Source organism: Streptomyces sp. NPDC056161 (assembly GCF_042268025.1).
Taxonomy (GTDB): Bacteria; Actinomycetota; Actinomycetes; order Streptomycetales; family Streptomycetaceae; genus Streptomyces.
Genome location: NZ_JBHJUV010000018.1, coordinates 23,183 through 37,072 on the forward strand (window position 1 = coordinate 23,183; position 13,890 = coordinate 37,072).

12 protein-coding genes and 1 pseudogene are annotated in these 13,890 nt (G+C 72.3%); 6 read left to right on the forward strand and 7 right to left on the reverse strand.

The features are described from left to right. Positions 1-4: 4 nt before the first annotated feature. A complete protein-coding gene (locus ACFC09_RS18475; protein ID WP_376529248.1) occupies positions 5-1,171 on the forward strand; it encodes a tetratricopeptide repeat protein in 1,167 nt (388 codons plus the stop codon). Positions 1,172-1,458: 287 nt separating this feature from the next. Then, on the forward strand, positions 1,459-2,235 hold the full coding sequence (locus ACFC09_RS18480) for a class I SAM-dependent methyltransferase (protein ID WP_376529250.1): 777 nt from the start codon (positions 1,459-1,461) through the stop codon (positions 2,233-2,235). Positions 2,236-2,301: 66 nt separating this feature from the next. On the opposite strand, the gene ACFC09_RS18485 is transcribed toward ACFC09_RS18480, so the two are convergent. Further along, complete coding sequence (locus ACFC09_RS18485) at positions 2,302-2,937, reverse strand: ScbR family autoregulator-binding transcription factor (protein ID WP_376529253.1); 636 nt, start codon at positions 2,935-2,937, stop codon at positions 2,302-2,304. 436 nt (positions 2,938-3,373) lie between these two features. Continuing rightward, positions 3,374-4,498: an MFS transporter gene (locus tag ACFC09_RS18490; RefSeq protein ID WP_376529578.1), complete on the reverse strand. Its 1,125-nt coding sequence runs from the start codon at positions 4,496-4,498 to the stop codon at positions 3,374-3,376. 393 nt (positions 4,499-4,891) lie between these two features. Between ACFC09_RS18490 and ACFC09_RS18495 the strand changes: the two genes are divergently transcribed. The 3 genes from ACFC09_RS18495 to ACFC09_RS18505 all read left to right on the forward strand — a co-directional run bounded on the left by ACFC09_RS18495 (position 4,892) and on the right by ACFC09_RS18505 (position 8,508). Then, the gene (locus ACFC09_RS18495) at positions 4,892-6,268 is read left to right on the forward strand and encodes a glycosyltransferase 87 family protein (protein ID WP_376529256.1); all 1,377 of its coding nucleotides are present in this window, start codon (positions 4,892-4,894) and stop codon (positions 6,266-6,268) included. 282 nt (positions 6,269-6,550) lie between these two features. Beyond that, positions 6,551-7,984 (forward strand): molybdopterin-dependent oxidoreductase, encoded by a 1,434-nt coding sequence (locus tag ACFC09_RS18500; protein ID WP_376529259.1) that lies wholly within the window; start codon positions 6,551-6,553, stop codon positions 7,982-7,984. Between the two features lie 2 nt (positions 7,985-7,986). After that, the gene (locus ACFC09_RS18505; protein ID WP_376529261.1) at positions 7,987-8,508 is read left to right on the forward strand and encodes a hypothetical protein; all 522 of its coding nucleotides are present in this window, start codon (positions 7,987-7,989) and stop codon (positions 8,506-8,508) included. Positions 8,509-8,655: 147 nt separating this feature from the next. Here ACFC09_RS18505 and ACFC09_RS18510 read toward each other — a convergent pair whose 3' ends face one another. Then, entirely contained in the window at positions 8,656-9,255 is a 600-nt protein-coding gene (locus ACFC09_RS18510; RefSeq protein ID WP_376529264.1) for a YbhB/YbcL family Raf kinase inhibitor-like protein, read from the reverse strand. 377 nt (positions 9,256-9,632) lie between these two features. Next, positions 9,633-10,292, reverse strand: a complete 660-nt coding sequence (locus ACFC09_RS18515) for a peroxiredoxin-like family protein (protein ID WP_376529267.1) — start codon at positions 10,290-10,292, stop codon at positions 9,633-9,635. Between the two features lie 64 nt (positions 10,293-10,356). Here ACFC09_RS18515 and ACFC09_RS18520 point away from each other — a divergent pair, with 64 nt between their 5' ends. Further along, a complete protein-coding gene (locus ACFC09_RS18520; protein ID WP_376529270.1) occupies positions 10,357-10,986 on the forward strand; it encodes a TetR/AcrR family transcriptional regulator in 630 nt (209 codons plus the stop codon). A gap of 48 nt (positions 10,987-11,034) precedes the next feature. Here the strand turns inward: ACFC09_RS18520 and ACFC09_RS18525 are convergent. The 3 genes and pseudogenes from ACFC09_RS18525 to ACFC09_RS18535 form a co-directional block, all read right to left on the reverse strand. Continuing rightward, positions 11,035-12,494 (reverse strand): annotated as a pseudogene (locus tag ACFC09_RS18525) (glycosyltransferase 87 family protein); the annotation flags it as partial. 46 nt (positions 12,495-12,540) lie between these two features. Continuing rightward, positions 12,541-12,747, reverse strand: a complete 207-nt coding sequence (locus tag ACFC09_RS18530) for a hypothetical protein (protein WP_376529272.1) — start codon at positions 12,745-12,747, stop codon at positions 12,541-12,543. 11 nt (positions 12,748-12,758) lie between these two features. Further along, the gene (locus ACFC09_RS18535) at positions 12,759-13,811 is read right to left on the reverse strand and encodes an NAD-dependent epimerase/dehydratase family protein (protein ID WP_376529274.1); all 1,053 of its coding nucleotides are present in this window, start codon (positions 13,809-13,811) and stop codon (positions 12,759-12,761) included. Positions 13,812-13,890: the final 79 nt, after the last annotated feature.

Consider the following 13,890-nt stretch of genomic DNA (forward strand, 5'->3'; position numbering starts at 1 on the left):
CCACGTGAACGTCGAACCCATGGGCACCGGCGCGGCATGTCGGCCAAACTGGTGGGGTGGCGTTCTGGGCAGGAAGAAGACGAAGAAGAACCAGCCCGAGGTCACCGACCACTTCGTCGGTGACTTCGGCAGTGCCGAGATCAAGATGACGGAGCGGCCGGGTGACGTACCGCTGGTCCACGTCAAGCTGTCGGTGACCCAGGAGTTCGCCTCCGGCCTGGAGTTCGAGCGCAAGCGTGAGGAACTCGGCCTGGAGCACCCGGAGACACTGCACGCGCTCCACGTGCACGCGGTGGCCGTGGGCCGGGAGCCCGGTCGGCTGACCGACGCCGTCGAACTGCTGAACTGGCTGGTCGCCGCCCGCGCGAGGGACGAGGAGAACAGACTCCTGGCGCTGAACGACCTCACCCGGCTCCTACAGGAGGGCGGCCAACTCGTGGTCGCCGAGCAGCGGTTGCGGGAGGCGCTGGCCGGGTGGGAGCGGCTGCGCGGCCAGGACGACGTCCAGACCCTGTCGATCGCGACGAACCTGGGCAACGTCCTGCTCGACCTCGGGCGCAGGGAGGAGGCGGAAGGGCTGATGCGGGACACCGTCGCCCGCCGTACCCGCGCCCTCGGTGCCACCCACCCCGACACCCTCAGCAGCAGGAACACCCTGGCGGGCGCGCTACGCGGCTCGCCCGACCGGCTCGCCGAGGCCGAGCGCATGTACCGGGCGATGCTGGCCGACACCGTCGCCGACAGCGACCAGGCCCTGGCCGTACGGCACAACCTCGCCGCCGTCCTCATCCACCAGGGCAGACACGCCGAGGCGCTGACGATGTACGGGGAACTGGTCGAGATCCGGTCACGGCTGAAGGGCGACCGGGATCCGGACACCTTGACCGCCCGGCACAACTACGCCGTCGTCCTGAACCGGCTCGGCCGCGTCGGCGAAGCGGAGGCGCTGATCGCCGAGGTGCTCGCGGGGTACCGGCGGGCGCACGGCCCGCGGCACGCCAAGACCCTCGGGGTGCAGGTCGACCTCGCGGCGATGAAGGCCAACCAGGGCCGCAACGCGGAGGCGGTGCCACTGCTGCGCGACGCGATCGAGGGCTACCGGAGCACGTATGGCCCCAACCATCCCCGCGTCCGTGAACTCACCGGCATCCTCGGGCAGTTGGGTGGATAGGAGACCCGTCCGCGGAATGCCGGACCTGTCACGGTGACCGGCAACCGACCACGGCCGGTGGCTCGTCGGACGGATCCGTGAGCGACGTCGCCCACGAGCCGACGGGCTCGCCGACATGGCACGCCGCGGGCTCGGCGACGCCGTCCATGCCTGCGGTACGAGCCCTTGGACGAAGGACGGGGCCGCCGTCGAAGCGCGGCCCCTCCCCGCTCCTCCGGAGCCCGGATCCGTGCGGTGGCGCTCAAATGGATTGATCACCTTCCTGCGTCTGGCTAGCGTTGAACGTCATGACGACGACCCCGGAAGAGGCCGACTGGCGCGCGGCGAATCGCGCCAACTGGGACGAACGCGTCCCGATCCATGTCGCGGGCCCCTTCTACGACCTGCCCGGTTTCGTCGCGGGCAAGGACACACTGCGGGACTTCGAACTCGACGAGGTCGGCGACGTGAGCGGCCGGACCCTGCTCCACCTGCAGTGCCACATCGGGCTCGACACCCTGTCCTGGGCCCGGCGCGGAGCCACCGTCACCGGTGTCGACTTCTCCGAGCCCGCCATGGAGACGGCCGCCGGCCTCGCCGCGCGGATCGGCGTCGCCGACGCCCGCTTCGTCACCGCCGACGTGTACGACGCCGTCCAGGCACTCGACGGCCGGACCTTCGACGTCGTCTACACCGGTTTCGGCGCGCTGTGCTGGCTTCCGGACATCGAGCGGTGGGCACGGACAGTCGCCGAACTCCTCGCCCCGGGCGGCTTCCTCTACCTGGCCGAGTTCCATCCGGTGGCCGACATCCTCGCCGAGGACGGCCGCACCGTCGAGGGCGACTACTTCCGCCGCGCCCCGGTCGTCGAGGACGCACCCGGTACCTATGCCGACACCGGTGCGCCGATGACCGCGAGCCTGACCGTCGAATGGCAGCACGGCATCGGTGAGGTGGTCAGTGCCCTGGCCGCCGCCGGGCTCCGCCTGGAGTTCCTGCACGAACACGACCACGGCCACTTCCGGCACCCCGCCGGGCAACGCGTCCCACTCGTCTACACGTTGCGCGCCGCGAAGGCGGGGTGAACGGCCGCCCGGGGGACGGGGAAGGGGGCCCGGCGCGGCACGCCGGGCTCACGCCACGCACAGCGGTCAGGTCTCGTAGGACAGGTCGAGTTCCGGCGACCCGGCCGGCCGGGCTTCGGCCGCGGCGTCCGGCATCGCGATGCCGGGGAGGATCTGCTGCCACCAGCAGGCCAGGCGCTGATGGAGGTCACGACGGCCACAGGTGACGTGGGAGAGCATCTGGATGCCGGTGAAGGAGCCCACCACGCTGGCCGCCACGTCCTCGGGAGACATCTCTTCGCGCAGTTCTCCCGCGCCCTGGGCACGGGTCAGATCGCGGGTGAAGGCGAGCAGCCACCAGTCGTACATGTCCGAGTCGTCGGACTGGAAGGTCCCCTGCTCCACCGTGAGCCGGATGCTGGCCCGGAACAGGACGTCCGTGCGCAGCCGGTGCGCCAGTACGTGCGTGAAGTCGATCACCTGTTGCAGCGGCGATCCGGACGGACTGCGCACCTCCAGCGGGATCTCGGTCTGCGCGGCCATGACGGTGTTCGCGATCTCCGCCTTCGACTTGAAGTGGAAGTACATGGCACCCTTGGTGATGCCGCTGCGCTCCTGGATCTCGTTGATGCTCGCGGCCGCGTAGCCGCGTTCGTCGAAGACTTCGGCCGCCCCCATCAGCAGTCTCCGTCGCGTGGCGATCGCTCGTTCCTGTTGTGCCATCGTGGTGATTCCCTGTTTCCCCAGGACATGTCGGCCTGATGACCGGTCAGGCCGATCGGCTAAAAACAAACCGTACGTCGGGTATTGTATGACTGGCCCGGCGAGCGCCGCTCGGGAAAGCGGCACAGAAGCGCGGGCATCACCGTGGCAGACGCCCCCTTGTCGACGTTCGGACCGTTCCGGGCACGTCCAGCGCCGTCACGACCGGTTGCCGTGCGGCGGTGTCGGCGATGGCGCCGGGACGATCAGGAACGGCCTGCCCGAGCCAATTCGCCGGACCGGAGTGACAGTGACTCTTTCACGTTCCACGTACTCCAGCACAGTGCGGTACCCCCGACGATCCCCCTGCCCGTGAACGGGCGCATGCGACAGGCACGACGATGATGCCTGACGCCGCAGACGATCGTTCCGGCCGGACCGTGCCTGCCGTGCCCTCTCAGGCAGCCGCGGTGAACCGGCGCCACAGGCCGGCGCACACCCCGCAGACGCCGAGGACCGCGCACCCCGTGAACACCAGGCCGGCGCCCCGCACCCCCAGCGCCACCGCCAGGGCGCCGACCCCGACCACGGGCACGGAGATCCCCACATAGGCGACCACGAAGAACGCAGAGATGGTGGCGCCCCGGCGGGCGTCCGGAGCCGCGGAGCCCACCTCGGTCAGGCCCGCACGGAATGCCAGGCCCTGCCCCACGCCGCCGGTCAGGGCGCCCACGAGGAGCACCGGCAAGGACGCCAGCAGCAGCGAGGCTCCGACGAGGAGCAGGCCCGCGACGAGCACCAGGCACCCCAGCGGCAGGGCCCTGCGCAGGCCGACACGGCCCATGAGCAACTGCCCGCCGGTGGAGGCGCAGAACACGGAGAAGACGACGGCGCCGACCACCGCCAGATTGTGCTCGCCCAGCGTCCGGGCGAGAAAGTCCGGAGCGACCGCGGTGAACAGACCGAGCAGCGAGAAGCCGGCGAAGGCCGCGAGGGCACTCGGCGTGAACACGCCGCGCACTTCGGGCGGGACCGTCATGCCCTGCGGCCGCAGCGGGGGCCGTGGGACGGTGCGGCGCACGGTCTCCGGGAGCAGACAGGTGGCCGCCGCAGCCGACGCCAGGAGAACCAGGTGGAGGAGGAAGGGCAGCTTGAGCGGCCAGGGCGCGTACTCGGCGAGGAGACCGGACACGAGGGGGCCGAGTCCGAGCCCGCCCATGTTGGCGGCGGTCGCTGCGAACGCGGCGCGTGCGCGGCGTGCTTCAGGCGCCAGTTCCAGGACGGCAGCGGTGCCGGCGCCGCTGAACAGACCGGCGGAGAACCCCGACAGGACCCGCCCGGCGAACAGCAGGGGCAGGCCGCCCTCGCACAGGAAGCACACCGCGCTCAGCGCGGACAGGCCGAGCGCGCAGAACAGCATCGGGCGCCGTCCCAGCACGTCGGAGAAGTCACCGGCGACCAGCAGCGCGGTGATGACCCCCACCGCGTAGACGGCGAAGACCACCGTCACGATCAGCTCGGAGAAGCCGATCTGACGGCGGTACAGCTCGTACAGGGGCGTCGGCAGGGTGGTGCCCATCATCCCGACGGCGAAGACACCCGCGGCGGCGCCGTACCCCAGCCGACGCACCCGCCCACGGCGTTCGGCGTCGCGACTGACCACGTTCTCACGGTAACCGTCCGGTACGGGACGGCCCGCAAGGCCGGCGTCGGGCGTGTCTGGCCCCACCACCCGCCGGGGCGGTGTCATCCGGTCGCAGGCGCGAACGCGAGACTCCGGCCGACCTCAAATCCCGGACGGCCCACGGCTATTACGACGTAATGGAGGGGCGGGCGCCTCACGGGCGAAGCGTTGAAGGCGCAGGAGGACGGCCCTCCATGACCGTACGGTCGCCCCTTCGAGGCCGCGGCCGGATCCGGGGGGTCCGGCGCGGCGAGTCCGGCCGGGACGTTCGCGACTGCCACTGTGGCGGATGTGGGAGTACGCACGCTCTGCGCCACGACGCTTCTCGCCGCCCTCACGGCAGTCGTCGCCGCGACCGTCCGCACGGGCGGTGATCTCGGCCGGCCGACCGCGCTCCTGTACTGGTACGCCACCGCGTGGGCACTGTTCGCCGGCGCGGCGTGGGCCGTGCGCCGGGTGCCGGTGCGCGCCGCCGTGACGCTGATCCTGGCCGGCGGGATCGCCCTGTGCGCAGCGGCGCTCTCGGCTCCGCCACGCACCAGCGACGACATGTACCGCTACGCGTGGGACGGCACCGTACAGGCCGCCGGAATCTCCCCGTACGCCTACCCCCCGGACGCGCCACAGCTCGCCCGGCTGCGTGATCCGTGGCTCTTTCCCGCCCGGACCGAGTGCCGTGCGTGGGACCTCCACCCGGTGCCGGGCGGGTGCACACACATCAACAGGCCGTCCGCACGCACGATCTATCCGCCCGTCGCCGAGGGATGGTTCCTGCTGGTGCACGCCGTCTCCCCGGCCGGCGGGCGGCACAAGCCGCTGCAACTCGCGGGGGCGCTGCTTGCCGTCGCCACGACAGTCGCCCTGCTGCTGGTGCGGCGGCGGACGGGTGGCGACCTACGGCGGGTGGCGTTGTGGGCGTGGTGTCCGGCGGTGCTGTTCGCCGCGGTCAACGACGCCCATGTGGACACCCTCGGAGTGCTGCTCACGGTCGCCGCCCTCGGTACGGCCACGGGAACACGCCGTGGAGCGCTGCTCGGCGCGGCCATCGCCGTCAAACTGCTGCCTGTGCTCAGCCTTCCGGGCGCGCTGTCGGGGGTACTGGCCCAGGGCCTCGCCCCCCGTGCCGCGCTGCGCAGGACGGCGGGCGTGCTGTTCGCGGCCGTCGGCGTCGTGGTGCTCGTCTATCTCCCCTACGTGCTGGCATCCGGTTCCGCGGTCCTGGGTTACCTCCCCGGCTATCTACGGGAAGAGGGCTACGAGTCGGCCGACATCGACCGGTTCGCGTTGCTCCGACTGGTGCTGCCGAACCAGTGGGCCGCTCCGGCCGCCGTCGCACTGGTCGCGCTCAGCGCCTGGTACGTCCTGCGGCGCGGCGATCCACAGCGACCGTGGCACGGCGCGCTGCTGGTCACGGGCATCGCGCTGCTGCTCACCTCGCCCGGCTACTACTGGTACGCACTGCTCGTCGTGGCCCTCGTGGCCATGGGCGGACGGGGGGAGTGGCTCACCGTCACCGTCGCGAGCACCGTGCTGTACATCGCGGACGCTTTCCGCTGGAACCACGTCCAGGCCGTCGCGTACGGGTCGGCCGCCCTGACGGTGTTCGCCGGTGCGCTCGTCCGGGTGCGGGCGCGCGGCGGCGGAGACCGGCGGCCGGTCGGCGCCTGAGGGAGGACGCCGGCCGGCTCGGGCACCAGGGCTCCGCGGTACGGGCCCGACGGAGGCGCCGCGCCGTGGGCTGAGCCGTCGCGGGGGACTCCATGGTGCGGAGCGGATCAGCCGCTCGGCTGGCAGCGTGCACCCGCATGCCCGTCCGGTACGGCGTCGCGGCTTGTTCCGTGTCAGGTTGTAGCTGGCTTCCCGATGGGTCTGCGGACCCTCGCCCGTCGTGGTGGATGTGGGTTCCGGGCGGCTGCCGAGGAACGGGCCGGAGGTGGAAGGAGGCAGTGGATGGACAGGGGCGGACGGCCGGACGGCCGGGGTTCCGGCGGGTCACGGGGCCCGGCCGGGGACCACGACCGGGTGCGTGGGCGTGTCGGGCGTGCCGGTGCTGCCGTGGCGGCGGGTGTGGGCAGTGCCGCTGCTCGTGTCCGGGCTCTCGCGGGTCGGGTCGTACGGGTTCCGGCGCCACCGGGGGCGTTCCGTCCGGATTTCTGGCGCAGTCCCCTGCGGGGGCCCTGGCTGACGTCCGTGTTCGGCCTGGTCCTGCTGATCGGTGTCCCGGTGCTGTTCGTCACGGGCATGCTCTCCTACGCCTCCTACAACCCGGGACTGGGCCGTATCAACGACCAGACCCCGGACAAGGGCCTGCTGGGCTTCTACCTCTTCCACTGGCCCACGCATCCGTACTGGCTCTACCGGCTGACCCAGGGCGTGCACGTCACGCTCGGCGTGGTCCTGGTGCCGGTGCTGCTGGCCAAGCTGTGGTCGGTGATCCCCAAACTGTTCGAGTGGCCGCCCGTCCGCACCGTCGCCCACGGACTGGAGCGCCTGTCCCTGCTCCTGCTGGTCGGCGGGGCGATCTTCGAGTTCGCCACCGGCATCCTCAACATCCAGCTCTACTACGTCTTCCCCGGCTCCTTCTACACTCTGCACTTCTACGGTGCCTGGGTGTTCATCGCCGCCTTCCTCCTCCACGTCGGCCTCCGGCTCGGCCGGATGACCCGCGCCCTGCGCTCGCGCAGCCTGACCGCCGAACTGCGCACCGACCTCGCCCACACACAGCCCGAGCCCCCCGACCCCGACGGCCTGGTCCCACCTGCGCCCGCACCGCCCACGATGACCCGGCGCGGCGCACTGGCCATGGTGGGAGGCGGATCACTGCTCCTCCTCGTGGTCACCGCGGGCCAGAGCATCGGCGGCTGGCTGCGCTACACCGCGCTGCTCGCACCGCACAACCGCACCCCGGGCAGCGGACCCAACGGCTTCCAGATCAACAAGACGGCCGCGTCCGTCGGCGTCACCCCCGCCCACGTCGGCCCCGACTGGCGCCTGGAGATCCACGGCCCCGGCCCCACCCGCGTCTTCACCCGCGCACAGCTCCTCGCCCTGCCCCAGCACACCGCCGCCCTGCCCATCGCCTGCGTGGAGGGATGGTCCACCACCGACCAGCACTGGAGCGGCCTGCGCCTGACCGACCTCGCCGCCATCGCCGGAATCCCGGGCGCCGCAAGCGTCCTGGTCGAGTCCGTCCAGCCACCCGGCCCCTACACCTCGGTACTCCTGCGCCACAACCAGATCCACGACCCGCGCTCCCTGCTCGCCCTGCACGTCAACGGCGCGGACCTCTCCCTCGACCACGGCTTTCCCGCCCGCATCATCGTCCCGGCCAACCCCGGCGTGAACAACACCAAATGGGTGCACCGGCTCACCTTCAGGACCTGACCATGGCACACCCCACCCGCAGGGCACACCTCACCCGCTGGTACGGCGCCGGCCCCCTGCACCTGCTCGCCCTGGCCGCCTCCTTCGCCATCACCGGCTACGCCATGGTCCGCCTGTTCGCCGTCCGCCCCCTGGAGGTCGCCCTCTGGATCGTCGGCGCGGCCATCCTCCACGACCTGATCCTGCTGCCCCTCTACTCGGTGGCCGACCGCTCGGCGAGTTCCGTGCTGCGCCACCGGACCACCCCCGGGCCGCAGGTGCCGTGGGTCAACTACCTGCGTGTCCCCGCCTTTCTCTCCGGCGTCCTCCTGCTGGTCTGGTTCCCCCTCATCCTCGACCTGTCGGTCCCCTACCCCGGCGCCACCCGCCTGTCAGCGGACGTCTACCTCGGCCGGTGGCTCGCCATCACCGCCGTACTCTTCCTCGCCTCGGCGCTCGCCTTCGCCCTCAAACTCCGCCGGACCCGGAAAACCACCCGCCCCCCCACCCGCACGACACGCCCCACACCGGGCAGCACACCGTGACGACCGGCCGGCCGCTGACCGCGTTCCGCGGTCCGACCGCCGAGGCCGTCAGTGTGTCGGGGGGTCGGTGTGTCGGGGTGTCGGGTGTCGGGGTGTCGGGGTGTCGGCCGAGGGTGCTGATTCCGCCTGCGTGAACCGCCGCCGCGGTCATTTCCGGGTGTAGGGGGCGACCAGCACCGCGGTGGCATCGGCGTGACTCCGTAGTTGCTCAAGGGCCTGGCTCGGCGCGGTGTCCCGGCCGAAGGACGCCGGCAGCGGGGTGCGGAGCGCGTACAGCGTCAGCTGGTACCGGTGCGTCTGACCTGTGGGCGGGCAGGGGCCGTCGTACGTCGCCTCGCCGAGGTCGTTCAGGAGTTCCCGGGCACCGGGCGTCAGGATGTGGGCCTTCGTTCCCGGTGCCGTCGCGGGGAGACCGACCTGCAACCAGTGGATCTTGTGGTTGTTCAGGTCGACCATGGACAGGGCGAGTTCGGCGGTCCCGACGGGGACGTTCTTGAACGTGAGCGCCGGGGAGAAGTCGTGGGGGCTGTCACAGGTCATCAGGGAGAGGAACGCGCCCGAGGCGTCGAAACCCTCGCCCCGGCCGAGGGCGAAGGGACCGGTGGGCACCGCCGTGGCCCGGGAGACCACGGCGGACGGCGACGACGTCGACAGGGCGGGCCCGGAGGACGAGGATGACGAGCACGCGGTGGTCGCCAGCGGCGCGACCAGGGCGATGGCGCCCGGGACAAGGAAACGGTGCTTCATATCGGAACCGTATGACGGGTGGACGTACCCGGCCGCCCGCGACGGCCTTACGGCTTCGTGACCCGTCGGTCCTCAAACAGGGGATCAGGCTGGGCGGCAGGCAAGGGAAGGGCACGTACGACCCGGTCGGACAGCGGCCGGATGCCCTGGACGGCGTCCCGCCGGGTACCGCCGTCCGGGTGTCCCGACCGGACAGCGGCGCGGGCCGAGGGGCACGTGGGCCCGTCAGTCCCTGGAGGACACCGCCGGGGTCGGCCGGCCGGAGGGCCGGCGTGCGGCCGATACCGCTGCCGGCTCCGGTGATCAGGGCTTTGCGGCCCGTCAGTTGCCTGCGGAACATCTCCCGGGGTGCGGGGCGACGACGCCGGACGATTCGTTCAGACGACCGCGCGGACCGCGGTCAGGATCGCGGCGGGCTCGGTGCGGCTGGTGTAGTCGGGGTGTACGTCGGCGAAGGCGACGCTGCCGTCCCGGTCGAGGACCAGCACGGTCGGGTGGGGGAGTTCCCACTCGCCGGTGCCGTTGACCTCGCCGAGGTCGTTGCCCAGGGCCTGCGACGTCGCGCGGGTCTCGGCCGAGGGCCGGTGGGTGATGCCGAGCGCTCGGGCGACTTTGTTGCCGACGTCGGAGAGCACCGTGAAGGTCAGCTCGGCGGTCTCCTTGACGCTGAGCGAACCGTCGGGGGTCTGCGGGCTGATCGCGACCAGGGCGGCGCCCAGCCGCTCCAGTTCCGGCAGCAGTTCGCGCTGGTAGGCACGCAAGGTCAGATTGCAGTAGGGGCACCATCCCCCGCGGTAGAAGACGATGACGACGGGTCCCGCGGCCAGCAGCCGGCTCAGCTCGACCGGCGTTCCGTCGGCGTCGGGAAGGGTGAACGGCTCCACCCTGTCGCCGGCCTGCACGAAGCCGGACGGGTCCGCGGAGGAGACGAGAGTCCGTTGCTCCTCCGCGAAGGTGTCGAAGACCTCGGCCGGAGCATTGGTCTTGATCTGCGCTTTCAACTCGTCCAACTGGACGTTCAGCCCGTCTGCGCTCATGCGGCACACCCCGATCACAGTCGTGTACTAATCGGTACAGTCGTTGGACTATACAGTACAGACTGTGAGGGTGACCAAGGACAGCAGGGCAATGCGTCGGCGCGAGCCGAGTACCGAGCAGGGACGGCGCACCAGAGCGGCGATCGTGGCCGCCGCCGGGCAACTGATGTATGAGCGCGGGGTGGCCGCCACCAGCCTGGACGACGTACTGAACGCCTGTGGCGCGGGCAAGTCGCAGCTGTACCACTACTTCGGTGGCAAGCAGGAACTCGTCGCCGCGGTCATCGACCACCAACTTCGGGGGATCCTGGCCAACCAGCCCCGCCTGGAGCATTTGCAGAGCTGGGCGGACTTCGACGGCTGGGCAGCCGATCTGCTCGCCCTGCAATCCGGGCCCGCGGGCACGGCAGCCTGCCCCCTCGGCAGCCTGGCCGGCGAACTCGACGACGACCCCGGCCTGCACCAGGAACTCGACGCCGCCTTCCGCACCTGGGAGTCCTTCCTGGCGGGCGGCCTGGACCGGCTGCGCGAACGCGGCCTACTGCGCGCCGACGCCGATCCCGCCCGCCTTGCCGCCGCCACCATGGCGGCCCTTCAGGGCGGACTGATGCTGGCCCACCTGCGCCGTGACATCACCCCGCTCCAGGACGCCCTGACCATGGCCCTCGCCCACCTGCGCTCCCACCGGCCCTGAGACCGCACCGGCGGGCCACCGGGGCGCCGATCCGCCGCGGTCCGCCCCGCGGGCACCACCCCGTTCCCGCCGGGTCCGGGCGGCGCGCAGGCAGGCGGCGAGCACGACGACCGCGGCCGCCACGCCGTACGCCCAAGCCTGGAGGGGGAAGCCCGGAAGCAGTCGGCCGGACAGGTAGAGGACGGTCCCGGCCAGGGTGACCGCCAGCCACTCCCAGCGGCCGTCCAGTGCGACGAGCGCGACGACGAGCAGGGAGTACCAGGGGTAGCTGGGCGAGATCAGCAACAGGGCGGTACCGGTGAGCAGCAGCGCGCCGCGCCAGGGGCGAGCGGGGTCCCCCGCCGCCATACGAGGAGCGCGGTCAGGGCGAGCAGGACGACCGCGGCCACACCCGCGGCGGTGTCCGGGAGCAGCAGACGCAGCAGCGCGAAACGCCGTACCTGGCCTGGTTCGTAGCCCTCCTCCTGGAGATAGCCGGGCAGGTAGCCGAGCACGCCGCTGCCGGAGGCGATGACGTAGGGCAGATAGGCGAGCACGACCGTCGCGGCGGCCGCGGTCGCCACCCGGAGGACGTGCAGCGGGCCGCGCCGGCCGGACAGCGCGCCGGGCAGGGCGAGGACGGGCAGCAGCTTCACGGCGATCGCGGCTCCCAGGAGTGCGCCGCGCCGGGCCCCGGCGGTCGCGGTGCCCAGGGCGAGGACCGTGAGCAGGACACCGAGGGTGTCGATGTGCGCGTCGTCGACCGCTTCGAAGGCGACAGCCGGGCACCAGGCCCACAGCGCGGCCCGGGCCGGGGCCCGCCGCGGATCGCCCCGTCGGCGCAACACGCCGAGCAGGGCGACGGTGGTCCCGAACGCCAGGGCGGCGCCGCCGATCTGGAGCGGCTTGTGACGGCTGCCGGGCGGGGAGAGGACGTGGACGGCGAGGAACCAGCCCTCGGCGACGGGCGGGTAGATGGTGGGCACCGCAGGGCGGTTGATTCGGACGCACAGGCCGGTGTCGGTCCGGTGCAGACCCCAGCCCGTGCAGGAGCCGTGGGCGGGGAAGAGCCAGTCGTCGCGCAGCGGGGCGAGTTGCTCAGCCGCGGGCGGGTAGGCGTAGGGGGAGACACCGGCGGCCTGGACACGACCGTCCCAGGCGTAGCGGAACATGTCGTCGCTGGTGCGGGGCGGGGCCGCGAGGGCGGCGCCGGCGACGGCCGCCGCACCCGCCAGGACCAGGACGGTCGCCGCCCGCACCGGAACCTTGCGTACGGCCCATGCGGCGGCGGCGAACAGTGTCCAGGCCACGGCGTAGCCGGCCAGGACACGGCCGGGATCGCTCTGGTTGTCGCCGGCCCGGACGGTGTCGGCGACGACCGCGGTGAGCGCGGCGAGGAGTACCACGGTGACGGCGACACGCGTACGCGCACGACCGGCGCCGTCGCCCGCGGGCTCCGCGGCCGGCGTCCCGGGCGGGGGTTCGGCCCGTCCGGGACGCGACCAGCGCGAGGTGACGGCCTGTGTCATGGCGGATCGATCCCTTGACTTTCCGGGGAGTGCGGGTGTACCGCCCTCAGGTGGTGCGCAGAGGGGCGAAGGGGTGGCGTGGGCCGCCGTGCGCGTGCGCGTCCTCGAAACGGACGGTGAGGAGGCGGTCCACGCCGTGCGGACCGGTCTCGGTCAGCGGGCGCCCGCCGGTGACGACGCGGCGGGGCAGCGGGTGACCGGGGCGGCCGGGTCGTCGCCGGTACCGGTGCTGCGGTGCACCGGGTGCAGGCATGTGACGGCGGGTCATCCGGCGCGCAGCGCTGCCACCGCGAACTCCGCCATCCCCTCCGCGAAACCGACCTGCGGCTTCCAGCCCAGTTCGCCGCGCAACCGTTCGGAGGAAGCGGTGATGTGCCGGACGTCGCCGAGCCGGAAGTCACCCGTCACGACCGGCATCGGCCCGGCGCACGCCACGGCGAGCGCCGCCGCCATCTCTCCCACCGTGTGCGGGTCGCCGCTGCCCACGTTGTACGCCCGAAAACCCCCGTCAGGAAGATCGTCCACCCCGGTCAGGGCCGCCGCGTTGGCCTCGGCGACGTCCCGGACGTGGACGAAGTCCCGCCGCTGCCGTCCGTCCTCGAACACCCGCGGCGACTCGCCCCGCGCGAGTGCGGAGCGGAACAGGGAGGCGACCCCGGCGTACGGGGTGTCCCGGGGCATCCCGGGTCCGTAGACATTGTGGTAGCGCAACGCCACGACCCGCCCGCCGGCCGCCCGCGCCCATGCGGCGGCGAGGTGCTCCTGGGTGAGCTTGGTGGCCGCGTACACGTTGCGCGGGTCGACGGGCGCGTCCTCCTCGACCAGCCCCGCGGTGAGCGCTTCGCCACACCGGGAGCAGGGCGGCTCGAAGCGGCCCGACTCCAGGTCGTCCATCCGGCGCGGCCCCGGCCGCACCACACCGTGGCGGGCGCATTCGTAGCGTCCTTCGCCGTAGACCACCATCGAACTCGCCAGTACCAGGCGGCGCACCCTGGCGTCGGCCATGCCGGCCAGCAGCACGGCGGTGCCGAGGTCGTTGCAGCTGACGTAGTCGGGTGCGTCCGCGAAGTGTCTGCCGAGCCCGACCATCGCGGCCTGATGGCATACGGCGTCGACGCCACGCAGGGCGTCGGCGACGGCCCGCGCGTCGCGGACGTCAGCGTGCCGCCAGTCCACCCCTTCGGGGATCGGCGGTGCGGTGCGGTGCGCGGCGGGCAGCAGGGCGTCGAGCACACGCACCTCGTGCCCGGCGCCGGTGAGGACGGTGACGAGGTGCGAACCGATGAAGCCCGCACCTCCCGTGACCAGGATCAGCATGGTGTCGACGGTAGGGCCCGGTCCGGCGTACACGGGCGGGCCTCGCCGGAACGTCACGGGTACGTAAGGCGGATCAGTG